A 26,422-nucleotide genomic window follows, 5' to 3' on the forward strand; every position below is an offset into this window, starting at 1 on the left:
ACAATTGCTCTATTAAATAAGCCACGCTTAACCTCTCGTCCTGTCGACAGGGTGTCGCACATGCAGACTGCACAAAAAGTCATTACGGCCTATCGCCGCAAACGCATTATAGTCTGCCTGCTGGTCGCCCTGGTGACCCTGGGCGCCACCTTAGCCATTCGATTTATTTCGCAGCGTAGCGAAAATGAAGACTATATCCGCACGGCCGCCAGCCAGCGGGTGGCGGCGCTAAATAATATCCTGCGCCCGCTGAGCGCGGAGCGCACCACCCTGCTTCCTCTGGTGGGCAAACGCTGCCCGGATATCCATCTGACCCTGCGCAAAATGGCAGCCTCGTTGCAGACCGTTCGTTCCGTCGTCCTCGTGAAGGACGGTATCGTTTACTGTTCGAGTATTTTCGGGCAACGGCAGGCGGATTTACACCAGCTGCAGCCCTCGCTGCCAGCCCCCCATCCTTTATTGCTCTTCTCAACCGAGAAATCGCTGCTTAAAGGGACGCCGGTATTGATCCAGTGGTACCCCACCCCGGAAAGCGGCCAGGACGGCGTGATGTTGATTGTCAATATCGAGCTGCTGGGGACCTTAATTCTCAACGAAAAATCATCCCTGATAAGCGACGTCAGCCTGCAGGTTGGCGATCGTTATTTTAGCAGCCGCGATGGGCTTCTCGATAAAACGCATACCCCGCAGGGAACGGTGATTTATCGCCTACGCTCTGGCGAGTTTCCGTTTACCATCAACATCAACGGCCCTGGCGCATCGACAATCGCCCTCGAAGAACTGCCCGGCGAGCTGCCGCTGGCGCTGATCTTCAGCCTGCTAATGACCGGCATCGCCTGGCTGGCCACCGCCGGAAGAATGAGCTTCTCGCGGGAGATAAGCCTCGGTATTTCCGCCCGGGAGTTTGCCCTCTGGTGCCAGCCGCTGCAGGATGCGCGCAGCGGCCGCTGCTGCGGGGTGGAGATCCTGCTGCGCTGGAACAACCCTCGCCGCGGAGCGATTTCGCCGGAGGTGTTTATTCCCATCGCCGAAGGGGACAATCTGATCATCCCCCTCACCCGCTACGTCATTGCCGAAACCGCCCGCCGTCTGGATGTTTTTCCCAGCGACCGCCAATTTCATATCGCCATTAACGTCGCTGCCCGCCACTTCGCCAACGGCTTACTGCTGCATGACCTGCATAACTACTGGTTCAGCATGAACCCGGTACAGCAGTTGGTGGTCGAGCTGACCGAACGCGATGTCCTGCAGGATGGCGACCAGCATATGGCCGAAGATCTGCACCTGAAAGGCGTACAGCTGGCGATCGATGACTTTGGCACCGGCAACAGTTCGCTCTCATGGCTGGAAAAACTGCGCCCGGACGTGCTGAAGATTGACCGCTCGTTTACCAGCTCGGTGGGGATAGACAGCGTCAATGCCACGGTGACCGATATCATTATCTCCCTCGCCAACCGGCTGAATATTATTACCGTTGCCGAAGGGGTGGAGACGCTGGAGCAGGAAAATTACCTCAGAAACCACGGCGTCGATGTGCTGCAGGGGTTTTATTATGCGCGGCCGATGCCGGTGGAGGCGTTCCCGGCGTGGCTGGCCAGTCAAGAGGCAACAGAATAACTCGCCGGCCCCCACGGGGACCGGCGCGCAGGACGATTACTCTTCTTCGTCGCTCGGCGGACGGGTGACCACCGCGCGAACCAGATCGACCCGGTAGTCATTCGCTTCCACCACGGTGAAATGCAGCGGCGGCAGCGACACCACGTCGCCAATGCGCGGGATATGGCCATTGGCGGAGATCACCAGACCGGCAACGGTGGCAATATCCTCATCGTCATTGATCAGCGGATCCAGCCCCAGCGCCTGCTGCAGCGCATGCAGGTCGGTCGACCCCTTAATAAGCCAGCCGTCGCCATCGATAACGATCTCCGGCGTCTCATCGGCGTCCGGGAATTCACCGGCGATCGCTTCCAGGACGTCCAGCGGCGTCACCAGCCCCTGCACCACGCCAAATTCATTGGTCACGATGACGAAACTGCCGCGCGCGCGACGCAGGACGCCGAGCAGATTGATCGGGTCCAGCGTTTCAGGCACCACAATCGCCGGAGAGGCGGAGGCCAGCGCCGCGACGTTTTCGCCCGACTCCAGGGCCACCAGCATCTCTTTCGCCCGCACGATGCCAATGATTTCGTCCAGTTCTCCGCGGCAGACCGGGAACAGGCTGTGCGGCGACGAAAGCAGCTGACGGCGAATTTCATCTTCACTCTGCTCAGCGTCCACCCAGCTGATTTCCCCGCGCGGGGTCATGATGCTGCGCAGAGAGCGCTGAGCCAGCGTCAGCACGCCGTTAATCATGTAGCGCTCTTCTTCCGCAAAGGCGCCCTCCGGTACCGGCACCGACGCCGGGCTGTCGGCGTCATGGTTGACGGAGGCCTGTTTACGGCCGCCCATCAGGCGCAGGATCGCATCCGCGGTACGGGCGCGCAGCGGCAGCGTCGACTGGTGACGAACAAAGTTGCGGCGCGCCACCTGGTTAAAGAACTCAATGATGATCGAGAAACCGATCGCCGCGTACAGGTACCCTTTCGGAATATGGAAGCCAAACCCTTCCGCCACCAGGCTCAGGCCGATCATCAACAGGAAGCTCAGACAGAGCACCACCACCGTCGGGTGCTGGTTGACAAAGCGCGTCAACGGCTTCGACGCCAGCAGCATCATAATCATCGCGATCACGACCGCCGCCATCATCACCGGCAGATGGTTCACCATCCCGACCGCGGTGATCACCGCATCCAGAGAGAAGACAGCATCCAGCACCACGATCTGCAGTACCACTACCCAGAAACTGGCATAGCCTTTCCCGTGACCGGCGTCATGCTGGCGGTTTTCCAGCCGTTCATGCAGCTCGGTTGTCGCCTTGAACAGCAAGAAGATCCCGCCGAGCAGCATGATGAGGTCACGCCCTGAAAAGGAGAAATCGGCGATAGTAATCAGCGGCTTAGTCAGCGTCACCATCCAGGAGATCACCGACAGCAGCCCCAGGCGCATCACCAGCGCCAGCGACAGGCCGATCAGTCGCGCTTTATCACGCTGCTTCGGCGGCAGCTTGTCCGCCAGGATGGCAATAAACACCAGGTTATCGATACCGAGCACAATTTCCAGAACGATAAGCGTCAACAGGCCGGCCCAGATTGAGGGATCCATTAACAATTCCATGTGCGACTCCGGTTAGCGGCAACGTCAGTCATCGCCATGTCATGCACGGACGCGACAATAGATGCTGAGAGATAAGCGTGATGCGTGGAGGTGGCAACCAGGTGCCAGAAAGTGAAAAGACGTCGATGACGGTCCATACTGCGGGCTATGCCCTATACTCCTGAGTAATTAAACGGAAGTTAAACATAGCAAAATATAGATCGAAATTGGAAAAGATTTACCTGAATTTGCAATAACTAAGGCTATTTTTTGCGCTGCAAAATTATTACCAGGCGATGCCTGATTAACGGATCTTCATCACATTAATTATTTTTTCACTGTCTAAAATAATTCGCGGTAGTAACTATTTTCTATCTTACACCCTAACTGAATCGATTTTGTCCTCAAGAGTGATTCAGGATGTATCAAAGCAGATGATGCATTCACGATAATAAAGGAGGTAGCAAGTGACGATTGCTATTGTAATAGGCACACATGGTTGGGCTGCAGAACAGCTGCTGAAAACAGCAGAGATGCTGTTGGGCGAGCAGGAAAACGTTGGCTGGATCGATTTCGTTCCGGGTGAAAACGCCGAAACGCTGATCGAGAAATACAATGCCCAGTTGGCAAAACTGGATACCAGTAAAGGCGTGCTGTTTCTCGTCGATACATGGGGAGGCAGCCCGTTCAACGCTGCGAGCCGCATTGTCGTCGATAAAGAGCATTACGAAGTCATCGCCGGCGTCAACATCCCGATGCTGGTGGAAACCTTCATGGCCCGCGATGACGATCCTTCCTTTGATGAGCTGGTGGCCTTAGCGGTAGAGACCGGCAGCGAAGGCGTGAAAGCGCTGAAGGCCAAACCGGTGGAAAAAGCGGCCCCTGCGCCCGCTCCTGCCGCGGCGCCAAAAGCCGCCGCCCCGGCCAAACCGATGGGCCCGAATGACTACATGGTCATTGGCCTTGCGCGTATCGACGACCGCCTGATCCATGGTCAGGTCGCCACCCGCTGGACCAAAGAGACCAACGTCACCCGCATCATCGTCGTCAGCGATGAAGTCGCCGCGGATACCGTGCGCAAAACCCTGTTGACCCAGGTTGCGCCGCCGGGCGTCACCGCCCACGTGGTGGACGTCGCCAAAATGATCCGCGTCTACAACAACCCGATGTACGCCGGACAGCGCGTGATGCTGCTGTTTACTAACCCGACCGACGTTGAGCGCGTCGTCGAGGGCGGCGTGAAAATCACCAGCGTCAACATCGGCGGTATGGCGTTCCGCCAGGGCAAAACCCAGGTTAACAACGCGATTTCGGTCGATGCCAAAGATATTGAGGCGTTTAACAAGCTGAACGCACGCGGTATCGAGCTGGAGGCACGTAAAGTGTCCACCGACCCGAAACTGAAAATGATGGATCTGATCGCCAAGGTTGATAAATAACCCGGACGATCGCGCCCCAGTTTTCACTTTAAGACTTAATCAACAGGAGAAGTACAATGGAGATTACCCTTCTTCAGATTGTGCTGGTGTTCATCGTCGCGTGTATTGCGGGTATGGAGTCGGTGCTTGATGAATTTCAGTTCCACCGTCCACTGGTCGCCTGTACGCTGATCGGCGCCGTTCTCGGCGATATGAAAACCGGTATTATCATCGGCGGTACGCTGGAAATGATCGCCCTGGGCTGGATGAACATCGGTGCGGCGGTTGCCCCTGATGCCGCGCTGGCGTCCATTATTTCCACCGTTCTGGTTATTGCCGGCCATCAGAGCATCGGCGCCGGCATCGCGCTGGCTATCCCGCTGGCGGCTGCAGGCCAGGTGCTGACCATCATCGTGCGTACCATCACCGTAGCCTTCCAGCACGCAGCGGATAAAGCGGCGGAGAATGGCAACCTGACCGCCCTGTCGTGGCTGCACGTCTCATCCCTGTTCCTGCAGGCGATGCGTATCGCTATCCCGGCCGTCATCGTGGCCATTTCCGTCGGTACCAGCGAAGTCCAGGGCCTGCTGAATGCGATTCCTGAAGTGGTTACCAGCGGCCTGAACATCGCCGGCGGCATGATCGTGGTTGTGGGTTACGCGATGGTCATCAATATGATGCGCGCTGGCTACCTGATGCCGTTCTTCTACCTCGGCTTCGTCACCGCCGCCTTCACCAACTTCAACCTGGTGGCCCTGGGCGTGATTGGCGCGGTCATGGCAATCCTCTACATCCAGCTAAGCCCGAAATATAACCGCGTCGCCGGTGCCCCGGCTCAGGCGGCTGGTAACAACGATCTCGATAACGAACTGGACTAACAGGTGAGCGAAATGGTTGATATGACTAAAAATACCACCGAGAAAAAACTCACTCAGAGTGATATTCGTGGCGTGTTCATTCGTTCTAACCTGTTCCAGGGTTCATGGAACTTCGAACGTATGCAGGCGCTGGGCTTCTGCTTCTCTATGGTTCCGGCGATTCGTCGTCTCTACCCGGAGAACAACGATGCGCGTAAGCAGGCGATTAAGCGTCACCTTGAGTTCTTCAATACCCATCCTTACGTTGCCGCGCCGGTACTGGGCGTAACGCTGGCGATGGAAGAGCAGCGCGCCAATGGCGCAGAGATTGACGATGGCGCCATCAACGGCATCAAAGTCGGTCTGATGGGGCCGCTGGCCGGCGTCGGCGACCCGATCTTCTGGGGTACGGTGCGTCCGGTGTTCGCGGCCTTAGGCGCCGGGATCGCGATGAGCGGAAGCCTGCTCGGACCACTGCTGTTCTTTATCCTGTTCAACGCGGTGCGACTACTGACCCGCTACTATGGCGTCGCTTACGGTTACCGCAAAGGCGTGGACATCGTGAAAGATATGGGCGGCGGCTTCCTGCAGAAACTGACTGAGGGGGCGTCAATCCTCGGCCTGTTTGTCATGGGGGCGCTGGTTAACAAGTGGACGCACGTGAACATTCCGATGGTGGTGTCAAAAATCACCGGCTCTGACGGACAGGTTCACGTCACCACGGTGCAGACGATCCTCGACCAGCTGATGCCGGGCCTGGTACCGCTGCTGTTGACCTTCGCCTGTATGTGGCTGCTGCGTAAGAAAGTTAACCCGCTGTGGATCATCGTTGGCTTCTTTGTCATCGGTATCGCGGGCTACGCTGTCGGTCTGCTGGGTCTGTAATTTCCAGGTTGTACGCCGGGGGCTTGCCCCCGGCTTTTTTTTATCAGGAGGAACGCAAAGCAATGACATTCACGGACCTGGTGATCATCCTGTTTATCCTTGCGCTACTGGCCTTCGCGGTGTATGACCAGTTTATTATGCCGAGGCGCAACGGCCCGGTGCTGCTGGCCATCCCCCTGCTTCGCCGCAGCCGCGTTGACGGCATGATCTTTGTCGGCCTCATCGCCATTCTGATCTATAACAACATCACCCAGCACGGCACCGCGATCACCACCTGGCTATTATCTGCGCTGGCGCTGATGGGACTCTATTTATTCTGGATCCGTACGCCGAAAATCATTTTTAAACCGCGCGGCTTTTTCTTCGCCAACGTGTGGATAGAATATCAGCGAATTAAAGAGATGAATTTATCCGAAGACGGCGTACTGGTGATGCAATTAGAGCAACGGCGGCTGCTGATTCGCGTACGAAATATCGACGATCTGGAGAAAATATACAAACTTCTCGTTTCAAATCAATGAGTTAAAAATATAGCCAACGCTATGTTTTTTCAGATTTCGTCTGGGGAATTATATAGCCATGGCTATATTTCCCCCTCTGCCCTTCTGTTTTTCATTAACTATTTATTTACTTATAAATTCAAATGAAAATCGTTATCATTTGGTTATTAAAATAGCCCTCTTCTGTTATTGTTTTATATTCTAAAAATATGTTAAGGTTGCGCCCGTCGTTGGGGAGTAGCCGATTTCCTGCCCGTCAGGAAATGTACGTGTCAACATACTCGTTGCAAAACGTGGCACGTACGGGTTGAAGTGATTCAATCAGGCGAGACCATAGATACATCACTGCTGTACGTATTGCTCAGCCATTGAGCGGCTCCGCGTATATTTACTGGGGGCAGCGATGTGTCATATGGATTATCCCCGGTCAGGACAGGCACATGAATTTATCCGCAACCCTTCTTCTCGCTTTCGGCATGTCTATGGACGCCTTCGCGGCCTCTATCGGCAAAGGCGCCACCCTGCATAAACCCAAATTCTCAGAAGCTGTACGCACCGGGCTGATTTTTGGCGCCATTGAAACCCTAACGCCGCTGGTCGGCTGGGGACTGGGCATGCTAGCCAGCCAGTTTGTGCTCGAGTGGAATCACTGGATTGCTTTTATTCTGCTGGTGTTTCTCGGCGGGCGGATGATTGTCGAAGGGCTTCGCGGCGATAGCGACGAGGCGTGCGAGGCGCCCCGCCGGCATGGCTTCTGGCTGCTGGTCACCACCGCCTTCGCCACCAGCCTTGACGCGATGGCCGTCGGCGTCGGTCTGGCCTTCCTGCAGGTCAGCATTGTGACCACCGCGCTGGCGATCGGCTGCGCCACCTTTATCATGTCGACGCTGGGGATCATGGTGGGTCGCTTTATCGGCCCGCTGCTGGGCAAACGGGCCGAAATTCTCGGCGGTATCGTACTGATTGGCATCGGCAGCGAAATTCTCTGGAGCCATTTCGCCGGTTAAGCTTTACTCCTCACGCTGCCAGCAATGGATCATAAAATCGGTCTGGCAGCCAAAGGTCGCCTGCTGACGCAGCGCGTCATGCACTTCGGCTTTGGCCCGCCACGCGAACGGCGTCATCTGCAGCAGGGCCTGCGCTTCACTTCCCGTCAGGGTCATCGGATAAGCCAGCTGCTGCTGAGCATCCAGGCGGAACCCCGGCATCGCTTCCGTCTTCAGCTCATGCAGGCGGATCTCATCGTAAATCAGCCCTTTCAGCTCCAGCAGATGGCGGGGTCCCGGCGTGGCAGTGATCACCCATCCGCCGGGCCGCACCACCCGCGCCAGCTCACCGGCGTTGCAGGGGGCGTAAATGCGCACCACCGCATCGAAGCTGTTATCGGAGAATGGCAGCCGCTGGCTGGAGGCGACGCAAAAATTCACCTGCGGATAGCGTTTCGCCGCCGCGCGGATTGCCGGCTTCGACACGTCCAGCCCCCAGCTGCGGCTGGCGATGGCGGCAAATGCGTGGGTGTAATAGCCTTCGCCGCAGCCGATATCCAGTAATGCCTGAGGGGCAGCGTGCCGCAGTCGCTCAGCGATAGCGTCCCGCAGCGGCTGATAATGCCCGGCGTCGAGGAACGCCCGGCGGGCCTGCATCATCTCAGCGCTGTCGCCGGGATCGCGCGACCGTTTGAACTGCACCGGTAGCAGATTGACGTACCCCTCTTTCGCCAGATCGAACTGGTGCCGCTGCGGGCAGGAATAGTGATTGTCGCTACGGCTGAGCGGCGCGTGGCAAAGGGGGCAACTGTATGACATGACGGCTCCGGTGTCGCTGAAAGGGCGAAAGTGTAGCGCTATTCGCCCCTGCAGACCACTGTTACAGCGCCGGCGCCAGCGGGTGGCTGTCGTGCATAACGATCAGATTCTCCGCCCCTTGCGGCATGCCGTCCGGCATGACGTTCTCCAGCCGCAGGACATCGCCCATAATCTGGCTGAATACCGGGGCGGAAACGGCCCCGCCGTAATAGGAGCCATTGCTCGGGTCGTTCATCACTACAACCAGCGCGAACTGCGGACGGCTGGCGGGCGCCACGCCGGCGGTATAGGCCACATATTTGTCGATATATTTGCCGTCCGGACCGATTTTCTTCGCCGTCCCCGTTTTTACCGCCACCCGGTAGTCGCGCACCGCTGCTTTGGTACCGCCCCCGCCCGGGAGCGCGACGCTCTCCATCATATGCTCCACGCTGTGAACAATATTCTCCGGCATTACGCGCGTGCCAATCACCGGCGGATCAATGCGGGTGATCGACAACGGTCGTTGTATGCCGAAGCCGCCGATGGTGGCGTAAACGTGCGCCAGCTGGAGCGGGGTAACCATCAAACCATAGCCGAAAGCGAAGGTGGCGCGATCCAGTTGCCCCCAGTAACGACGATGCGGCATTAGCCCGGCGCTTTCGCCGGTCAACCCCAACCCCGTCGGCTCGCCGAAGCCGAAAGCCGTATAGGTGTCAATCAGATGCTGCACCGGCATGGCAAGCGAGAGATGCGATACGCCGGTATCGCTGGATTTCTGCAGGATGCCGGTCAGGCTCAGCTCCGGATAATAGCCGACATCGCGGATACGGTGGCCGTCGAGGACAAACGGATGAGTGTCCACGACGCTGTCCGGCTGGACAATCCCCTGCTGCAGCGCGGTCATGATCACCAGCGGTTTGACGGTCGACCCCGGCTCGAAGGTATCGCTGATGGCCCGGTTGCGAAAATCATCCAGCGTTGCGGCATCGCGATTGTTGGGATTGAAGTCCGGATAGCTGGCCATCGCCAGGATCTCGCCGGTATCGATTTTAATCAGCACCGCCGCCCCGGACTCGGCTTTATTCCAGCGAACAGCGTTGTCGAGGGCATCTTCCGTCACCGTCTGCAGGCGCTCATCGATACTCAGCTGCAGATTATGCGCCGGCACAGGCGGTACTTCGGTAATGTTCTCAATCACATTGCCATGTTTATCTTTCCGCACCAGACGTCGCCCGGGTTTACCGGTCAGCTGGGCGTTGAAGCTTTTCTCCACCCCTTCGATGCCCTGATTATCGACATTGGTAAAGCCCAGCAGATTGGCAGCCACATGGCCTGCCGGATAGAAACGCCGCGATTCATCGCGCAGGTAGACGCCTGGCAGATGCAGTTTATCAATCCACGCCGCCTGCTCGGGATTGATCTGCCGCGCCAGATAGAGAAAGCGGGCGTGGGGATGGCTCTGTACCCGCTGGGCCAGTTCCCCGAGGTTGAGATGCAGCGCTTCGGCCATCGCCTGCCAGCGGGGTCCGTAGCCGACGCCGCCCTTCTCCATGGTGGTCTGCGGGTCGATCCAGATTGCGCTGACCGGAACGCTCACCGCCAGCGGTCGTCCTTCCCGGTCGGTGATCATCCCCCGCTCAACCGCAACGGGCTCTTCGCGCAGAGAACGCATATCCTCTTGTTTTACCAGATTATCGGGGGAAATAATCTGCAGCCAGCCCACGCGGGCCAATAGCAGTCCCAGACAACCGAGTATGGCCACGCAGAGTAACCCGAAGCGAATCGGGGTAAAGCTGGCGGCGGACTTCATTTTTTTATTTAGCACCATAGCTCCGGCATTGTTTTGCAACCAACTGATTTAACAGAAAATTAGCAAAACAGACTGCTACACAATGCTAATAAAGTTGAGTATTTGCAACAAGACGCGACGAGAGGGGGAAAAATGACATGCTTTGCAATAAAAACGCAAAAGCCCCGCGCAGGCGAGGCTTTTATACAAGAAGAGTGGTCTTGTATCAGATAGCAGTTACGTTAACTGCAGCCGGACCTTTCTGGCCGTCCTGAATTTCGAACTCAACGTTCTGGCCTTCAGCCAGAGTTTTGAAGCCGTTACCCTGGATAGCGGAGAAGTGTACGAACACGTCTTTGCTGCCATCAGCCGGAGTAATGAAACCAAAACCTTTAGACTCGTTGAACCACTTAACTTGACCTTTAATCTTTGCCATTTGCAAAATTCCTTAGACTGTTTTCTTCGCCTGCTGGCGTTTACATAGATAAAACTGACACATAACTGCATGAGGCACTAATTTAAGGTTCGGCAGAGAAGCGGTATTCAACGACAACGTGTTTACTCAGGACTTCTTTACTGAAAATGCCACACATAAACAGAACTGTACCTCGTTTAACCCGAAAGGTGTTATCACACACTACGTAAATAATGGCAAGCCATTTTTAAACGTGTCTCGATCGTTCGCACAAATTATAAGGTAATCCTTTGATCGCCTGCACATTTATGCGTGTTTGTCGCCCCTGGCAAGGCGCTATGGCGTTTATCAATAACGCAAGAGCGCAGCCCGGTAACGGCAACTTTTTTACCATAGCTCAACAACTTCGCTTCGTCCAGGTATGTCCGTATACGAACTGCCAGTATACAGGCGACTGGCGGGCCGTGATGAATATTGATGCGCAAAATTCGTTATAACCCCAGACGAAAAATCGCTAAAGCCACGCCAGTGTAGTGATAATAAAACCTGTTAGTCGTCACGCTAAAAATAGTGCTAATTCTGCACCTTAATAATGAAAAAAAGATGACAGCGTCACGTTATCCAACAATAAACGCGGCGGGGATCACTTTATTTATAGCGTGTAAAAAAGGGGATAGTACATTGAGAAAGGAATAATGGAATAAGAATAAGATATTACCGCCCGCTATCATGCAGGTGCGCATCTTATGATGCACACCTGTCGAGGTACTTAGCGCTCTGCCACCAGGCGGATAAACTCGTCCTCCCCTTTCGCCTTACCGGCGACGGTCGGCTCAGCCACGTCCTCTTTTTCCGGCGCACTGGCTTCGCACAGGCGACGTAGCAGCGCATTCTGCCGCTTTTGCTGATCCAACAGCGCCTGCAGCAGTTCTATCTGCTCATTCGCCCGCGAGCTGGCGCGGTTGATGAAGAACCATAACAACAGACCGACAAGCAGCAGCGCCACAGACACGGCCAGCGATGCCAGATTTAAGATCCCAGGATTTAGTAACTCACTCATTTCACCACCTCAAAGAGAAGGCGTCCATTCTACCACCCGCGGCGCAGAAGGAAATCGGTCGTCAGAAAAATGTCTTACCACGGGATAAATTTGTTGATAGTGCAAATGCCGCTGAAAAACTGAACATCCTGGTCGCACATTACGTTAAGCATCTGAGTCCACAGCAACAGGCAGCCTGCTATGATGACTATCAGTAAAACCCACCGTAATTTTTTCACTCCACTCTCCGCATCAGTACTTTATGTCGCCAGGATAACACGGCCTTCTTAAACCGCGGCTAACTGTAATACGAAAGGCAAGTTTAGGAATCATCGACTTGTTTCAAAACGTGTTCGTGTCAAAATCACGGCAAGGATCTTACAAATAATGAGGCATCAATGCGATTAATCATTCGTACTATTGTCGTAGTGGCTATCTTATGGATTGGCGTATTATTAAGCGGCTACGGGGTATTATTCCACAGTGAAGAAAACGTCGGCGGTCTCGGCCTGAAGTGTCAATACCTCACCGCCCGTGGGGTCAGTACCGCACTTTATGTGCATTCCAATAGCGGCGTGATCGGCGTCAGCAGCTGCCCGCTGCTGCGTAAAAGCGCAACCGTCGTCGATAACGGCTAAGATCGAACCGGCGACCGCGACGATAGCGCCGCGGTCGCCGAATGCTTCAGCGCCGTGTCAGAAGGGGTAGTCGTTATATCCCATCTGCTCAGAAATCTTGCGCGCCGCCTGGTGCAGCATCGCCACATATTCATGCAAACGTTCTTCAGAGAAACGTAAGGTCGGGAAAGAGATACTCAGCCCGGCGATGACCACGCCGAAACGGTCGAATACCGGTACCCCGATGCAGCGTAGCCCCTCTTCCTGCTCTTCGTTATCTTCGCCATACCCCTGCTCGCGAACGCCATCCAGCACCTTCAGCAACTCAGCGGTACTGGTGATGGTCCGCTCGGTGCTACGTTTATACTCCACGCCGTCAAGGATCTGCTCCACTTCGCTGCGATCGCGCCACGCCAGCAGAACCTTGCCAATCGCGGTGCTGTACAGCGGGTTGCGACGGCCGATACGCGAGTACATCCGCAGGTTATACATTGAATCAATCTTGTGAATGTAAACAATACTGTCTTCATCCAGCGCGCCGAGATGGATAGTCTCTTTCGTCAGGCGGGAGAGTTCCCGCATCTGAATATCGGCGCTGCGCACCAGATCGACGTTCTGCAGCGCGCGCGCGCCCAGCTCGAACAGTTTGAGCGTGAGGGAGTATTTCTCAGACTCTCCCTCCTGCGCCACATAGCCCAGTGATTTCATGGTCTGTAAAAAGCGATAAACGGTGCTTTTCGACATCATGACGCGCTGGGACAGTTCGGTAATGCCAATTTCACGCTCTTCACCCAGCGCCTGCAGGATGCCGAAAACCTTCAATACCGAAGAGACAGAATCTGGCTGTTTATCCAAATCTGCACCTGCCATTTATCACCTCGTCGTAACTGTTTTATAAAATTTAGAACCGGTTTTTATTATAAATTCGCCGCCTCTGCGCCGCAATCATTCTTCTGCCACTTCGTTACAAATCTGCGACATACTGCGGAATAATCAATGCTAAACTCATCATTCAAAAAACCGTTTCATTTAAGACTTATATTCACCATGGATAAAAATTCATCCGATGGCGTGCCGCTGCCGCAACGCTATGGCGCCATTCTGACCATTGTGCTTGGGCTGACCATGGCCGTGCTCGACGGGGCTATCGCTAACGTCGCGCTGCCAACCATCGCCAGCGATCTTAACGCCTCGCCGGCGGCTTCAATCTGGATCGTTAACGCATACCAAATCGCCATTGTTATCGCCCTGCTGCCGCTCTCTTTCCTCGGCGACATGGTCGGTTATCGCCGTATCTATAAGATAGGCCTGGTGGTGTTTATCTTTACCTCGCTGGCCTGCGCCCTGTCGCGCAGCCTCGAAATGCTGACCTTCGCCCGCGTCGCCCAGGGACTGGGCGGCGCCGCGCTGATGAGCGTAAACACGGCGTTGATCCGCCTGATTTATCCTCAGCGCTTTCTCGGTCGCGGCATGGGTATCAACTCCTTTGTCGTCGCCGTCTCTTCGGCGGCAGGCCCGACGATCGCCGCCGCCATCCTCTCCCTCGCCTCATGGCAATGGCTGTTTTTAATTAACGTGCCTCTCGGCATCGTCGCCTTTGTCCTGGCCATGCGCTTTCTGCCGCCCAACAGCGCGCGCAGCAAAATCGTCCGCTTCGATTTGCCGAGCGCCATCATGAACGCGCTGACCTTCGGGCTGTTGATCACCGCCCTGAGCGGTTTCGCCCAGGGCCAGTCCACGCAGCTGGTGCTGGCGGAGGTCGCCGCTATGCTGGTGGTAGGCTTTTTCTTCGTTCGCCGTCAGCTCACGATGCCCGTCCCGCTGCTGCCGGTCGATCTGCTGCGCATCCCGCTCTTCTCCCTCTCAATCTGCACCTCCATCTGCTCCTTCTGCGCACAGATGCTGGCGATGGTCTCTCTGCCTTTCTTCCTGCAGACGATGATGGGGCGCAGCGAAGTGGAAACCGGCCTGCTGCTGACGCCGTGGCCGCTGGCGACGATGGTGATGGCGCCGCTGGCCGGCTATTTAATCGAGAAATGCCATGCGGGGCTGCTGGGGGCCATTGGGCTGCTGGTTATGGCCTGCGGCCTGTTCGGTCTGGCGCTGCTTCCGGCGTCGCCCACCGATCTGGATATTATCTGGCGTATGGCGCTGTGCGGCGCCGGCTTCGGGCTGTTCCAGTCGCCCAACAACCACACCATTGTCGCCTCGGCCCCGAGCCATCGCAGCGGCGGCGCCAGCGGCATGCTGGGCACCGCTCGCCTGCTCGGCCAGAGCACCGGCGCCGCGCTGGTGGCCCTGCTGTTCAACCTGCTCGGCAACAGCGGCACCCACACCGCCCTGCTGCTGGCCGGCATCCTGGCGACCGTCGCGGCGCTGATTAGCGGTCTGCGCGTCACCCAGCCGCGCGCAGCCTGACGATGAAGGACAAAAAAAATCCGCAGCCTTCGGGCTGCGGATTTTTATTTTCAGCGTCAGATGACGGACTATTTCAGATATTCACCGCTACGCAGGGCTTCAATACGCTTGTCCAGCGGCGGGTGGGTCATAAACAGCTCGCTCATGGATTTCGCTTTACCATTAATGCAGAACGCCATCATGCTGCTGGCTTCCTGCGGCTCATAGCTGGTTTTCAGACGCTGCAGGGCGGCAATCATCTTCTCGCGGCCCACCAGGCGCGCCGAGCCGGCATCAGCATGGAACTCGCGATGACGAGAGAACCACATGGTGATAATGCTGGCCAGAATACCGAACACCAGCTCCAGCACCGTGGCGACGGCGAAGTAGATCAGCGGGTTGCCATTGCTGCTCTCGCCTTCATCTTCCCGGTTGCCGCCGAGGAAGCCGGCCGCAATCTGCGCGATAACGCGGGAGATAAAGATAACGAAGGTGTTTACCACCCCCTGGATCAGCGTCATGGTGACCATATCGCCATTGGCGATGTGGCTGATTTCATGGGCGATGACCGCTTCCGCTTCATCACGGCTCATGTTTTGCAACAGCCCGGTACTGACGGCAACCAGCGAGGCGTCGCGACGCGCGCCGGTAGCGAAGGCGTTGATGTCAGGGGCGTGATAGATAGCCACCTGCGGCATGGCAATGCCCGCCTGCTGCGCCTGCTGCGCAACGGTGTTCATCAGCCAGCGTTCCGTTTCGTTGCGCGGCTGCTCGATCACTTCCCCACCCACAGACTTCAGCGCCATCCATTTCGACATCATCAGCGAAACGATAGAACCACCGAAGCCGAACAGCAGGGCCATAATCAACAGACCGGTCATGCTGCTGGATTGGATCCCCGTGAGGCTTAACACCAGCCCGAACACGACCATCACTGCCAGGTTCGTCAGCAGGAAAAGCGCGATTCGCATCATAATTTTCTTTTTACCTCAATTTAACAAAACGCACTATGCGATTACCCACATCGTATGGGTCAGGCTGCAATTTTCAACCATCAGCCCCCGCTAAGTCACGATAAAAACACAACTTTACATTTTGTAGCATCTTGCTGACAGCGGCAGAGCAGGTTGACATTTTGTTAGATGAGCTGAATGGCGATGACCAGGCGCATAAAAAAACGGGCACCTCTCAGGGTGCCCGTTGGCGACTTATTGGCTGGCCGGCGGTTCCACCGCCGGGCGCGCTTTTTCGAGATGCGCCAGGTCTACCGCGATATGGACCGTTTCATCAAGATACGGATCCGGCTCCTGGTAATCCTTCGGCAGATCGTCCAGTTTTTTCAGCGGCGGTTTGCCTTCGCGTTTCAGGCGATCGTTAATCCGCGCCAGACGAATCGCATCATCCTCTTCGTTCTCTTTTTCACGCTGCGCGTAGTTCAGAGAGACGATGTTACGCTTGTCCTTCATCGCGTTATAACGGGCAATATCCTTCATGATGTACTGGAACTCAGGATCCTGGGCAATACGCTCGTCGTGGCGCTTGAGCAGTTCCGGTCCAAACGGGGCGAGGTCCCCGGACTTCACGTAGGTGGCCGCGTTGATGCTATCCCACGGCAGCGCGTTGTCTTCATACTGCTCGCCGGTTTCGCGATCTTCATTTCCGGTTGGCATCATGATATCCGGCGTTACGCCTTTGCGCTGAGTACTGCCGCCGTTAATGCGGTAGAACTTCTGGATGGTGTACTGAACGGAACCTAACGCCGGCCAGTCCGGACGCAGCATCTGATCGTAGATACGATTCAACGAGCGATACTGCTGTACGGTACCTTTACCGAAGGTCGGCTCGCCAACGATCAGCGCGCGGCCATAATCCTGCATTGCGGCGGCAAAGATCTCAGACGCTGAGGCGCTAAAGCGGTCAACCAGCACCACCAGCGGCCCTTTGTAATAGACTACGCCATCGTTATCGCTGTCTTCGCGCACCTTGCCATTGTTATCCCGCACCTGCACCACCGGGCCGGACGGAATAAACAGCCCCGAGAGCGATACCGCTTCGGTCAGCGCCCCGCCGCCGTTGCTGCGCAGATCGATAACCACGCTGCTGACGTTCTGTTTTTCCAGCTTCTGCAGCTGCACTTTCACATCATCGGTCAGGCCGACGTAAAAGCCCGGGATATCCAGCACGCCGACTTTTTCTTTACCGACGGTTTTCACCGACATCTTCACCGCGCGGTCTTCCAGACGGATACGTTCGCGGGTCAGGGTGACGATACGCGTCTTGGCCCCTTTGCCGGCCGGCAGGATCTCAAGGCGAACCTTGCTGCCTTTCGGCCCTTTAATCAGCGCCACGACGTCATCCAGACGCCAGCCAATGACATCGACCATCGACTTCCCGGTCTGGCCGACGCCGACAATACGGTCGCCGACGCTGATCGCTTTGCTCTTCGCAGCCGGACCACCCGCCACCAGCGAATTAATGACCGTGTAGTCATCATCCATCTGCAGCACAGCGCCGATCCCTTCGAGTGAGAGACTCATCTCGGTGTTGAACTGCTCGGTATTGCGCGGCGACAGATAGTTGGTGTGCGGGTCGATTTCGCGGGCGAAGGCGGTCATCGCCAGCGAGAAGACATCTTCGCTGTTGGTTTGCGCCAGACGACGGATAGCGAACTTATAGCGACGGGTTAAGGTGTCGCGGATCTCTTTATCGTCTTTCCCCGCCAGCTTCAGGCTTAACTGGTCAAATTTCACCTTGGCGTCCCACAGTTTGTTCAGCTCGGCCTCGTCTTTCGGCCACGGCGCTTTGGAGCGGTCAAGGTTGAAATTATCGTTGCCGGTAAAGTCCATCGGACGTTCCAGCACCTTCAGCGCATACTGATAGCGCTCGAAGCGGCGCTGCTGCGCCAGGTTGTAGAGGTCATAGAAGACGTCCAGTTTCCCGGTGCGCAGTTCGTCGCCGATTTGGTCTTTTTTCGCCGCGAACTTCGCCACATCGCTGGCCAGCAGCACATTATGGCTGTAATCCAGCAGGTTCAGATAACGGTCAAAAATCTTTGCCGAGAAGGCGTTGTCGAGATCGAACTGACGGTAGTGAGAGCGGGTAAAGCGCGATGTCACGCGCTCGCTCACCGTCGCGTGCTGCGGCTCTTCTTTCAGCACGGGGATTTGATCTGCCCGGGTTATTTCATCAACAGCGAACGCATGGCCTGCTATTGCCAGCAGGCCCGCAAGCGCGGTGATTTTAAAAAATGTGTTCATGCCTGGCCCGGCCTCCGTTTCAGAACACCAGGTGTTCTGCGCGTACAATCATTGACATACCAGAAGTCAGCTGTACACGAACGCCATCTTTGGTGATTTCCACAACGGTGGCGTCCATTGCGTTATTGCCTGCTTTTACCTTCAGCGCCTGGCCGACGGTCAGAACGGAAACATCCGATACCGGAGTAAGACGCTCTTCACGCGGAGCTTTGGCTGCAACAGGACGCGGTTTACGCTGTTCAGCACCCTCTTTACGACGCGGCTGCTGAGGACGCGGTTTACGCTCGCGGCGAACGCCTTCATCCGGCTGGCCTGCAGCGGCAGCGGCTTCGCGTTTTTTCGCCTGCTGGGCAGCGCGCTGCGCCTGAACGCGAGCTTTCGCTTCTTCCAGCTGCTGACGCGCATGGGCAATGTGCTGCTCTTCCAGTTCGCCGCACGGGTTGCCGTCCAGGTCAACGCGGATAGCGCCGGCTTTTACGCCGTAGAGATAGCGCCAGCTCGAGGTATAGAGACGTAATGCAGCGCGAAGCTGGGTTTTGCTGAGATTCATCTCACCACCCACTCGCTCAACGAGATCCTGAAAAATTCCGATTTTCAGGGGGCGCGCTTCGCCTTCAGCGCTGAAGCACTGAGGGAAACGTTCGGCCAGAAAGGCGATAACTTCTTTACTGCTATTCAACTTAGGTTGATTTTCCATGAAATTTCCTGATTACAACGGACGTAGCCAACAAGCCGCAGGCATGAACAGGCGACATTATAATGACGTCCTCGCTAAATGCTACGTTATCCGTTGATTATCCCACGACACGGGTAAAGATTTTTTGATAATCAGTGGCCGCGATGAGTTTTTCCAGATGCTCGACCAGCGTGCGCAACCCCTGCTCATCTTCAGCAGTGAAGCGGCCGTAAGCCGGACTGTCGATATCCAGCACGCCAATAATCTGGTCGTTCACGCGCAGGGGGAAGACAATTTCCGAATTACTGGCGGCATCGCAGGCGATGTGGCCGTCAAACGCGTGGACGTCCTCGACGCGCTGCACCTGGGCTTGCGCCACCGCCGCGCCGCATACGCCGCGCCCGACCGGGATCCGCACGCAGGCCAGTTTGCCCTGGAACGGCCCCAGCACCAGGGTATCGCCTTCCAGAAGATAGAAACCGGCCCAGTTGACCTCGCCCAGTCGTTCAAACAGCAGCGCGCTGGTATTGGCGATCATCGCCAGGAAACTGGTTTCACCTGCCATTAATGCCTGGAAATCGCGGTTCAAATCCGCGTAAAATTCTGTTTTGCTCATTATATCTTCACTTGGTTGTCTTACTGCCTGATACGTACAGCCTACTAAAATAAGCATTAAATGCGCTTGGGCTCAAGATGAATTCATTCATAGGTTAAGATAGTGGGATACATTCATTCCTGTACGTATTAAATGCCGATAAAAACATCCACCCTTAAGCCTGCGAATAAGATGGTCGTGCATGCCGTGAGCACACCGCTTCCCTATGCGCATTATCAGCGCTGTACGCAGTGTGACATGCTCTTTCGCTTACCAGTGCTTAAACGCAACCAAAGCGCCTGGTGTCCGCGCTGTAACGCGAAGGTGCGCGATGGCCGGGACTGGTCGTTGACCCGTCTGGGCAGCATGGCCCTGGCGATGCTGCTGTTAATGCCCTTTGCCTGGTCCGAACCCCTGCTGCGCCTTCACCTGCTGGGGGTTCGCATTGACGCCAACGTCCTGCATGGAATTTGGCAGATGACCGCGCAGGGCGATCCGCTTACCGCCGCGATGGTGCTGTTTTGCGCGGTGGTCGCCCCGGTGCTGCTGGTGGTTTCGATTAGCTATCTGTGGCTGGGCAACGTGCTGGGGATGAACCTGCGTCCGGTGCTGCTAATGCTCGGTAAGCTCAAGGAGTGGGTCATGCTGGATATCTATCTGGTGGGCATCGGCGTCGCCTCCATCAAGGTGCAGGATTACGCCTTTCTGCAGCCCGGCATCGGCCTCGTGGCATTTATCTCCCTGACGCTGCTGAGCATCCTGACGCTTATCCATATGAACGTCGAAGAGCTGTGGGAGCGATTCTATCCCGAACGGCCGGCGACCCGCGCCGATAACAATCTGCAGGTTTGCACCGGCTGCCACTACACCGGCTACCGCGACGCCCGCGGCCGCTGCCGGCGCTGCCACACGCCGCTGCACCATCGCCGACCGCAGAGCCTGCAGCGCAGCTGGGCGGCGCTGATTGCCTCGCTGATTTTGCTCTTACCGGCCAACCTGCTGCCGATCTCCATCATTTACGTTAACGGCGCGCGCCAGGAAGACACCATCCTCTCCGGGATCATCTCCCTCGCCAGCAGCAATATCGCCATCGCCGGCGTGGTGTTTATCGCCAGTATTTTGGTGCCATTCACCAAAGTTATAGTGTTATTTACCCTGCTGCTCAGCATACAATTCAAATGCGAGCAGGGGCTGCGCACCCGCATCCTGCTGCTGCGGCTGATAACCTGGATTGGCCGCTGGTCGATGCTGGATCTGTTTGTTATCTCACTCACCATGTCGCTAATCAATCGCGATCAGCTCCTCGCCTTTACGATGGGGCCGGCCGCGGTTTACTTCGGTGGCGCGGTAATTTTAACTATTCTTGCAGTTGAATGGCTGGACAGCCGCTTACTTTGGGACGCACATGAGTCAGGAAACGCCCGCTTCGCAGACTGAAGCCAGAATAAAAACCAAACGTCGTATCTCGCCATTCTGGCTGCTGCCGGTCATCGCGCTGCTGATTGCCGCCTGGCTCATCTGGACCAGCTTTGACGACCGTGGATCGACGATCACTATCGATTTCCAGTCTGCTAACGGCATCGTGCCGGGGCGGACGCCTATCCGCTATCAGGGGGTGGAAGTCGGTACCGTCCAGGACATTAGTCTCAGTAAAGACCTGAGTAAAATTGAAGTTTCCGCCAGTATCAAACGCGATATGAAAGAGGCGCTGCGCAAAGATACGCAGTTCTGGCTGGTCACGCCGAAAGCCTCTCTGGCCGGCGTGTCAGGACTGGATGCCCTGGTGGGCGGGAACTACATCGGCATGATGCCGGGCAAGGGCGAACCCGAAGATCACTTCGTCGCCCTCGACACCCAGCCAAAATACCGCATCAACAACGGCGAGCTGATGATCCACCTGCAGGCGCCCGACCTTGGCTCTCTGAGCAGCGGCTCGCTGGTCTACTTCCGTAAGATCCCGGTCGGGCGGGTGTATGACTTCACGCTGAATGACAATAACCAGGGGGTCACCATTGATGTGCTGATCGAGCGCCGGTTTACCAACCTGGTGAAAAAAGGCAGCCGTTTCTGGAACGTCTCCGGGATCAAAGCCGACGTCGGCCTGAGCGGGGCCAAAGTGCAGCTGGAGAACCTTTCCGCGCTGGTGAACGGCGCCATCGCCTTTGACTCCCCTGCCGATTCGCAGGCCGCCTCGCAAAACGATGACTATCATCTGTACGAAGACCTGGCGCACAGCCAGCGCGGGGTGGTGGTGACCCTCGACCTGCCGGACGGCGACGGCCTGAAAGCGGGCTCGACGCCGCTGATGTATCAGGGGCTGGAAGTGGGCCAGTTAAGCAAACTGAATCTTAACCCTGGCGGCAAAGTCACGGGCGAGATGACCGTCGACCCGAGCGTGGTGACCCTGCTGCGGGAGAAAACGCTGATTCAGATGAAGAAGCCGAAGATCTCCCTTGATAACCCCAGCGTCAGCGCCCTGCTCACCGGCAATACCTTTGAGCTGGTGCCCGGCGAAGGCGAACCGCGTAATCACTTCTCCGTCATGCCAGCGGATAAAGCGCTGCTGGAGGAGCCCAATGTCGCCACCGTCACCCTTTCGGCGCCGGAGAGCTACGGGATCGACGGCGGCCAGCCGCTGGTGCTGCACGGGGTGAAAGTCGGCCAGGTGCTGGAGCGCAAGCTGACGGCCAAAGGGGTGACCTTCCAGGTGGCGATTGCCCCGGAATACCGCGATCTGATCCGCGGCGACAGCAAGTTTGTGGTGAACAGTCGTCTGGACGTCAAAGTGGGGCTCGATGGCGTGCAGGTGCTGGGCGCCAGCGCCAGCGAATGGGTGAACGGCGGGATCCGGGTGATCCCGGGTGAAAAAGGCGAAATGCAGAGCAGCTATCCGCTGTATGCCAACCTCGAAAAGGCGCAGGAAAACAGCCTGAGCGAAGTGCCGACCACCACCCTGAGCCTCTCCGCTGAGACGCTGCCTGACGTTCAGGCTGGCTCGGTGGTGCTGTATCGTAAATTCGCCGTCGGCGAGATCATCGCCGTCAAACCGCGCAAAGACGCTTTCGATATCGATCTGCATATCAAGCCGGAGTACCGCTACCTGCTGACCAACAACAGCGTCTTCTGGGCGGAAGGGGGTGCGAAGGTCAAACTTGACGGCAACGGACTCACCGTTCAGGCCTCGCCGCTGGCCCGCGCCATTAAAGGAGCGATCAGTTTCGATAACCTCAACGGCAGCAGCGCCAACGCGCGGCTGAATAATAAACGCATCCTTTACGCTTCTGAAACGGCGGCGCGCGCCGTGGGCGGCCAGATCACCCTGCACGCGTTCGACGCCGGGAAGATGGCGGCCGGGATGCCGATTCGCTATCTCGGCATCGATATCGGTCAGATCCAGTCCCTGGAGCTGATCACCGCCAAAAACGAGGTGCAGGCGAAAGCCGTGCTTTACCCGGAATACGTCGGCACGTTTGCCCGCGCCGGGACTCGCTTCTCGGTGATCACCCCGCAGATCTCCGCGGCAGGCGTGGAGCATCTCGACACCCTGTTCCAGTCCTATATTAACGTTGAGCCCGGACGCGGCCCGGCGCGTCGCGACTTTGAGATCCAGGATACGACGATCAGCGACTCGCGCTATATCGACGGTCTGAATATCGTGGTGGAAGCGCCGGAGGCCGGATCGCTTGGCATCGGTACGCCGGTGCTGTTCCGCGGTCTGGAAGTCGGGACGGTGACCGGTCTGTCGCTGGGATCGATGTCTGACCGGGTCATGGTTAAGATGCGCATCAGCAAGCGCTACCAGTACCTGGTGCGCAATAACTCGGTGTTCTGGCTGGCCTCAGGTTACAGCCTCGACTTCGGCCTGGTTGGCGGCGTGGTGAAAACCGGGACCTTCAATCAGTTTATCCGCGGCGGGATCGCCTTTGCCACGCCGCCGGGTACGCCGCTGGCGCCGAAGGCCCAGGACGGCAAGCACTTCCTGCTGCTGGAGAGCGAGCCGAAAGAGTGGCGGGAGTGGGGCACCGCCCTGCCGCAGTAATCTTCACCTCCCCTTCTCCCGCCCCGGCAAACGCCGGCGGCGGGCAGACGACAAACCGCACGCCCCGGTGTCCTGCACCGGGGCGTTTGTGCTAAACTGCGCACCCTTTTTTTCTGTGGTGCGCTGCCCGTGGCCGAAAATACTGTCTATTTCCCTGAAGCGTTTCTCGCTCAAATGCGCGCGGCGATGCCGGCGCACCTCTCTTTCGACGACTTTATCGCCGCCTGTCAGCGCCCGCTACGCCGTAGTATTCGCGTCAATACGCTGAAAATTAGCGTCGATGATTTCCTCTCTCTGGTCGCGCCCTATGGCTGGCAGCTGACGCCGGTCCCCTGGTGTGAGGAGGGATTCTGGATCGAACGGGACGACGATGCGCTGCCGCTGGGCAGCACTGCCGAACACCTCAGCGGGCTGTTCTATATTCAGGAAGCAAGCTCAATGCTGCCGGTCGCCGCCCTGTTCGCCGACAACCCGCAGCCTGAACGGGTCATGGACGTTGCCGCCGCCCCGGGGTCGAAAACCACCCAGATCGCCGCCCGGATGGGCAATGCGGGCGGCATCCTGGCGAATGAGTTCTCCGCCAGCCGGGTGAAAGTGCTGCATGCCAACATCAGCCGCTGCGGCATCAGCAACGTCGGCCTGACCCATTTCGACGGCCGGGTGTTCGGCGCGGCATTGCCCGAAGCCTTCGACGCCATTCTGCTTGATGCCCCCTGCTCCGGCGAAGGGGTGGTACGCAAAGATGCCGACGCGCTGAGAAACTGGTCGCCGGAGAGCAACCTCGACATCGCCGCCACCCAGCGCGAGCTTATCGACAGCGCTTTCCATGCCCTGCGCCCTGGCGGGACGCTGGTCTATTCGACCTGCACCCTGAACCGCGAAGAAAATCAGTCAGTCATTCACTGGCTGCTGTCCCGTTACCCGCAGGCGGTAGAGATCCAGCCGCTGGGAGCGCTGTTTCCCGGCGCGGCCGATGCCTTAACCGCGGAGGGATTTCTGCATGTCTTCCCGCAGATCTACGATTGTGAAGGCTTCTTTGTCGCTCGCCTGCGCAAGACTGCGGCGATCGATCCGCTCCCGGCGCCGGGCTATAAGGTCGGCAAGTTCCCGTTTATGCCGCTGAAGGGCCGGGAAGCCGCCGCGGCGACCGCCGCCGCCCGCGCTGTCGGGCTGGAATGGGACGCGAGCCACACGCTGTGGCAACGGGATAAAGAGCTGTGGCTGTTTCCGCAGTCTATGGAGCCTCTGTTTGGTCGGGTGCGGTTTTCGCGCATTGGCGTGCGCCTGGCGGAGCTGCACAATAAGGGTTATCGCTGGCAGCATGAGGCGGTTATCGCCTTTGCCGCGCCGCAGCGCGCCTTCGAGCTGACGCTGGAGGAGGCGGAGGCGTGGTATCGCGGACGCGACGTCTATCCGCAAACCCCGCCAGCGCAGGACGAAGCCATTGTGACCTTCCAGGGCGTGCCGCTGGGCCTGGCCAAGCGCGTCGGCTCCCGTCTGAAGAACAGTTATCCGCGCGAGCTGGTACGCGATGGGAAACTTTTTGCCGGCAAGGTGTGACACCGCGCAAAAAATACGCACTTTTTGACTGGCGGTTTTCCCCCCATTGACTACGCTGAAAAATGACGGCCGCAACTGGTCGTACCACAACTCAGCTGAAAAATGGGGTGAAGCGATGAGTAAAACCAATGTCCGCATCGGCGCGTTTGAGATAGACGATGCCGAACTGCATGGTGAACATCAGGGTGAGCGAACGTTAAGCATTCCCTGCAAATCCGATCCAGATTTATGTATGCAGCTTGACGCCTGGGATGCCGATACCAGCGTTCCCGCGATTCTCAATGGTGAACATTCCGTCCTCTACCGTAAACATTACGACCGCCAGTCCGACGCCTGGGTCATGCGCCTTGCCTGACACCAATGAACCCGTCGCCTGAGACGGGTTATTTATTTCCCCGTCCCGCCGTCATCCCCTACACTAAAGAGTATGTGCCCCCGGACATGAGGCCAGGATGTTTGCCTTAGTGTTGTTTATTTGCTATCTGGATGGCGGCTGCGAGGACATTGTGGTTGACGTCTACCGCGAGGAAACGCAGTGCCTGGTGGCGATGGAAGATCAGCGGATCCGCCACGGCGGCTGCTACCCGATAGAAGATTTTATTGACGGCTTCTGGCAACCCGCCAGCGAATACAGTGACTTTTAGCCTGCCGACTGCAGCGCCACCAGGGTCAGCGTGCCGCCGAACACGGCGCCGGTGTCAATATAGTGTTGATTGTCGTAGTCACAACGCGCGCGAAGCGGCGTATGGCCAAACCAGAAATGGTCAGCCCCGGCGATAGCGCCATGACGCCCTGCCAGATGTTCACTCAGACGATGGCGGCTCCACAGGACCCGCTGGGGATCCACCGGCTGCTGCCAGCGATAGACCGGCGCCGGATAATCGGCATGGGCGATCACATGCCGCGCCTTTGCGCACTCCACTTCAATAATCAACGGCAGCCGCTGACAGCGCGCCAGCAGCCGATCGACGTCAGCCCGCTGCCGCACGTTGCTCCGGGCGTACCAGTCGCCGCCGTTCATCTGCCAGAGCGTCATATCTCCGCTCTCCAGCGCCTCCAGCGCCATCTGCTCATGATTCCCGCGCACGGCCCTGAACCAGCGGCTGCGCAACAGGCCGAGACAGTCAGCGCTTTGCGGCCCGCGATCGATCAGATCGCCAACCGAGATCAGCAGATCGGCCCAGGGATCAAAGCGCAGCCGGCGCAGGCGCTCCATCAGCAGCGCAAAGCAGCCATGCAGATCGCCCATCAGCCAGATATTACGCCAGTCGCTGCCATTAATACGCTGATACATATAATTACCTCTCTGCCGTAATTATAGGTAATTCCAGCTTACAGCCGCTGTTTTTTATTTACACCTCAATCGATTTTAAACAAACGGCAAATATAGTCGGCCAGA

General features: G+C 57.2%; 24 protein-coding genes and 2 pseudogenes. 13 read left to right on the top strand and 13 right to left on the bottom strand.

The genetic code is table 11. The features are described 5' to 3' along the window. Window positions 1-60 precede the first annotated feature (60 nt). Window positions 61-1,617 carry an EAL domain-containing protein gene (locus tag ACOI7Z_RS08220; RefSeq protein ID WP_137916236.1) on the top strand — a complete coding sequence of 519 codons (1,557 nt, stop codon included), beginning with the start codon at window positions 61-63 and terminating at the stop codon, window positions 1,615-1,617. 36 nt (window positions 1,618-1,653) lie between these two features. Here the strand turns inward: ACOI7Z_RS08220 and yoaE are convergent, their stop codons facing one another. Further along, window positions 1,654-3,213, bottom strand: coding sequence for a CNNM family cation transport protein YoaE (gene yoaE / locus ACOI7Z_RS08225; protein ID WP_023290217.1), 1,560 nt, complete (start codon window positions 3,211-3,213; stop codon window positions 1,654-1,656). A 446-nt stretch (window positions 3,214-3,659) separates the two neighbouring features. On the opposite strand from yoaE, the gene manX reads away from it, so the two are divergent. The 5 genes from manX (at window position 3,660) to mntP (ending at window position 7,859) form a co-directional block, all read left to right on the top strand. Then, the gene (gene manX / locus ACOI7Z_RS08230) at window positions 3,660-4,631 is read left to right on the top strand and encodes a PTS mannose transporter subunit IIAB (protein WP_004203357.1); all 972 of its coding nucleotides are present in this window, start codon (window positions 3,660-3,662) and stop codon (window positions 4,629-4,631) included. 56 nt (window positions 4,632-4,687) lie between these two features. Next, window positions 4,688-5,488, top strand: a complete 801-nt coding sequence (locus ACOI7Z_RS08235) for a PTS mannose/fructose/sorbose transporter subunit IIC (protein ID WP_004203359.1) — start codon at window positions 4,688-4,690, stop codon at window positions 5,486-5,488. Between the two features lie 12 nt (window positions 5,489-5,500). Beyond that, window positions 5,501-6,352, top strand: a complete 852-nt coding sequence (locus ACOI7Z_RS08240) for a PTS mannose transporter subunit IID (RefSeq protein WP_004145526.1) — start codon at window positions 5,501-5,503, stop codon at window positions 6,350-6,352. Window positions 6,353-6,414: 62 nt separating this feature from the next. Next, window positions 6,415-6,873, top strand: coding sequence for a DUF986 family protein (locus ACOI7Z_RS08245; RefSeq protein ID WP_137916235.1), 459 nt, complete (start codon window positions 6,415-6,417; stop codon window positions 6,871-6,873). A gap of 419 nt (window positions 6,874-7,292) precedes the next feature. Further along, window positions 7,293-7,859: a manganese efflux pump MntP gene (mntP, locus tag ACOI7Z_RS08250; RefSeq protein WP_023290219.1), complete on the top strand. Its 567-nt coding sequence runs from the start codon at window positions 7,293-7,295 to the stop codon at window positions 7,857-7,859. A gap of 3 nt (window positions 7,860-7,862) precedes the next feature. Here mntP and rlmA read toward each other — a convergent pair whose 3' ends face one another. The 6 genes and pseudogenes from rlmA to mgrB form a co-directional block, all read right to left on the bottom strand. Then, complete coding sequence (rlmA, locus tag ACOI7Z_RS08255; RefSeq protein ID WP_023290220.1) at window positions 7,863-8,657, bottom strand: 23S rRNA (guanine(745)-N(1))-methyltransferase; 795 nt, start codon at window positions 8,655-8,657, stop codon at window positions 7,863-7,865. Between the two features lie 61 nt (window positions 8,658-8,718). Beyond that, on the bottom strand, window positions 8,719-10,467 hold the full coding sequence (ftsI, locus tag ACOI7Z_RS08260) for a peptidoglycan glycosyltransferase FtsI (protein ID WP_032428912.1): 1,749 nt from the start codon (window positions 10,465-10,467) through the stop codon (window positions 8,719-8,721). 187 nt (window positions 10,468-10,654) lie between these two features. Then, entirely contained in the window at window positions 10,655-10,864 is a 210-nt protein-coding gene (gene cspE / locus ACOI7Z_RS08265) for a transcription antiterminator/RNA stability regulator CspE (protein WP_001062678.1), read from the bottom strand. A gap of 85 nt (window positions 10,865-10,949) precedes the next feature. Further along, window positions 10,950-11,021: pseudogene (locus ACOI7Z_RS08270) on the bottom strand (DUF2627 domain-containing protein); the annotation flags it as partial. Between the two features lie 591 nt (window positions 11,022-11,612). Next, on the bottom strand, window positions 11,613-11,903 hold the full coding sequence (locus ACOI7Z_RS08275; RefSeq protein WP_087827140.1) for a YebO family protein: 291 nt from the start codon (window positions 11,901-11,903) through the stop codon (window positions 11,613-11,615). Window positions 11,904-11,977: 74 nt separating this feature from the next. After that, window positions 11,978-12,121 (bottom strand): PhoP/PhoQ regulator MgrB, encoded by a 144-nt coding sequence (gene mgrB, locus ACOI7Z_RS08280; protein ID WP_002911375.1) that lies wholly within the window; start codon window positions 12,119-12,121, stop codon window positions 11,978-11,980. A gap of 159 nt (window positions 12,122-12,280) precedes the next feature. On the opposite strand from mgrB, the gene ACOI7Z_RS08285 reads away from it, so the two are divergent. After that, window positions 12,281-12,520, top strand: coding sequence for a YobH family protein (locus tag ACOI7Z_RS08285; RefSeq protein ID WP_023290223.1), 240 nt, complete (start codon window positions 12,281-12,283; stop codon window positions 12,518-12,520). A gap of 57 nt (window positions 12,521-12,577) precedes the next feature. Here ACOI7Z_RS08285 and kdgR read toward each other — a convergent pair whose 3' ends face one another. Continuing rightward, the gene (kdgR, locus tag ACOI7Z_RS08290; RefSeq protein WP_004203369.1) at window positions 12,578-13,369 is read right to left on the bottom strand and encodes a DNA-binding transcriptional regulator KdgR; all 792 of its coding nucleotides are present in this window, start codon (window positions 13,367-13,369) and stop codon (window positions 12,578-12,580) included. Between the two features lie 177 nt (window positions 13,370-13,546). Here kdgR and ACOI7Z_RS08295 point away from each other — a divergent pair, with 177 nt between their 5' ends. Then, window positions 13,547-14,917, top strand: coding sequence for an MFS transporter (locus ACOI7Z_RS08295; protein WP_044523967.1), 1,371 nt, complete (start codon window positions 13,547-13,549; stop codon window positions 14,915-14,917). Between the two features lie 68 nt (window positions 14,918-14,985). Here ACOI7Z_RS08295 and htpX read toward each other — a convergent pair whose 3' ends face one another. The 4 genes and pseudogenes from htpX to ACOI7Z_RS08315 all read right to left on the bottom strand — a co-directional run bounded on the left by htpX (window position 14,986) and on the right by ACOI7Z_RS08315 (window position 19,445). Continuing rightward, window positions 14,986-15,870 carry a protease HtpX gene (gene htpX / locus ACOI7Z_RS08300; protein ID WP_023290225.1) on the bottom strand — a complete coding sequence of 295 codons (885 nt, stop codon included), beginning with the start codon at window positions 15,868-15,870 and terminating at the stop codon, window positions 14,986-14,988. Window positions 15,871-16,104: 234 nt separating this feature from the next. After that, a complete protein-coding gene (gene prc / locus ACOI7Z_RS08305) occupies window positions 16,105-18,153 on the bottom strand; it encodes a carboxy terminal-processing peptidase (protein WP_032453364.1) in 2,049 nt (682 codons plus the stop codon). Between the two features lie 19 nt (window positions 18,154-18,172). Beyond that, window positions 18,173-18,850 carry an RNA chaperone ProQ gene (proQ, locus tag ACOI7Z_RS08310; RefSeq protein WP_023290227.1) on the bottom strand — a complete coding sequence of 226 codons (678 nt, stop codon included), beginning with the start codon at window positions 18,848-18,850 and terminating at the stop codon, window positions 18,173-18,175. A gap of 81 nt (window positions 18,851-18,931) precedes the next feature. Further along, window positions 18,932-19,445 (bottom strand): annotated as a pseudogene (locus ACOI7Z_RS08315) (GAF domain-containing protein). A gap of 132 nt (window positions 19,446-19,577) precedes the next feature. Here ACOI7Z_RS08315 and yebS point away from each other — a divergent pair. From yebS to ACOI7Z_RS08340, 5 genes are all read left to right on the top strand, one after another. Then, the gene (gene yebS / locus ACOI7Z_RS08320; protein ID WP_032428915.1) at window positions 19,578-20,861 is read left to right on the top strand and encodes a membrane integrity lipid transport subunit YebS; all 1,284 of its coding nucleotides are present in this window, start codon (window positions 19,578-19,580) and stop codon (window positions 20,859-20,861) included. Next, a complete protein-coding gene (locus ACOI7Z_RS08325) occupies window positions 20,830-23,463 on the top strand; it encodes a PqiB family protein (protein ID WP_065881173.1) in 2,634 nt (877 codons plus the stop codon). The genes yebS and ACOI7Z_RS08325 overlap by 32 nt, the downstream gene beginning before the upstream one ends. Before the next feature lie 129 nt (window positions 23,464-23,592). Further along, window positions 23,593-25,023, top strand: coding sequence for a 16S rRNA (cytosine(1407)-C(5))-methyltransferase RsmF (gene rsmF, locus ACOI7Z_RS08330; protein WP_137916233.1), 1,431 nt, complete (start codon window positions 23,593-23,595; stop codon window positions 25,021-25,023). Between the two features lie 115 nt (window positions 25,024-25,138). Next, window positions 25,139-25,378, top strand: a complete 240-nt coding sequence (locus ACOI7Z_RS08335; protein WP_002911393.1) for a YebV family protein — start codon at window positions 25,139-25,141, stop codon at window positions 25,376-25,378. Between the two features lie 97 nt (window positions 25,379-25,475). Beyond that, window positions 25,476-25,667 carry a YebW family protein gene (locus tag ACOI7Z_RS08340; RefSeq protein WP_002911395.1) on the top strand — a complete coding sequence of 64 codons (192 nt, stop codon included), beginning with the start codon at window positions 25,476-25,478 and terminating at the stop codon, window positions 25,665-25,667. Here ACOI7Z_RS08340 and pphA read toward each other — a convergent pair. Next, window positions 25,664-26,317 (bottom strand): protein-serine/threonine phosphatase, encoded by a 654-nt coding sequence (gene pphA / locus ACOI7Z_RS08345; protein WP_023290232.1) that lies wholly within the window; start codon window positions 26,315-26,317, stop codon window positions 25,664-25,666. The genes ACOI7Z_RS08340 and pphA overlap by 4 nt on opposite strands. Window positions 26,318-26,422: the final 105 nt, after the last annotated feature.

It is taken from the genome of Klebsiella sp. C283, from assembly GCF_048822555.1.
In the GTDB taxonomy this organism is placed as follows: domain Bacteria; phylum Pseudomonadota; class Gammaproteobacteria; order Enterobacterales; family Enterobacteriaceae; genus Klebsiella; species Klebsiella quasipneumoniae.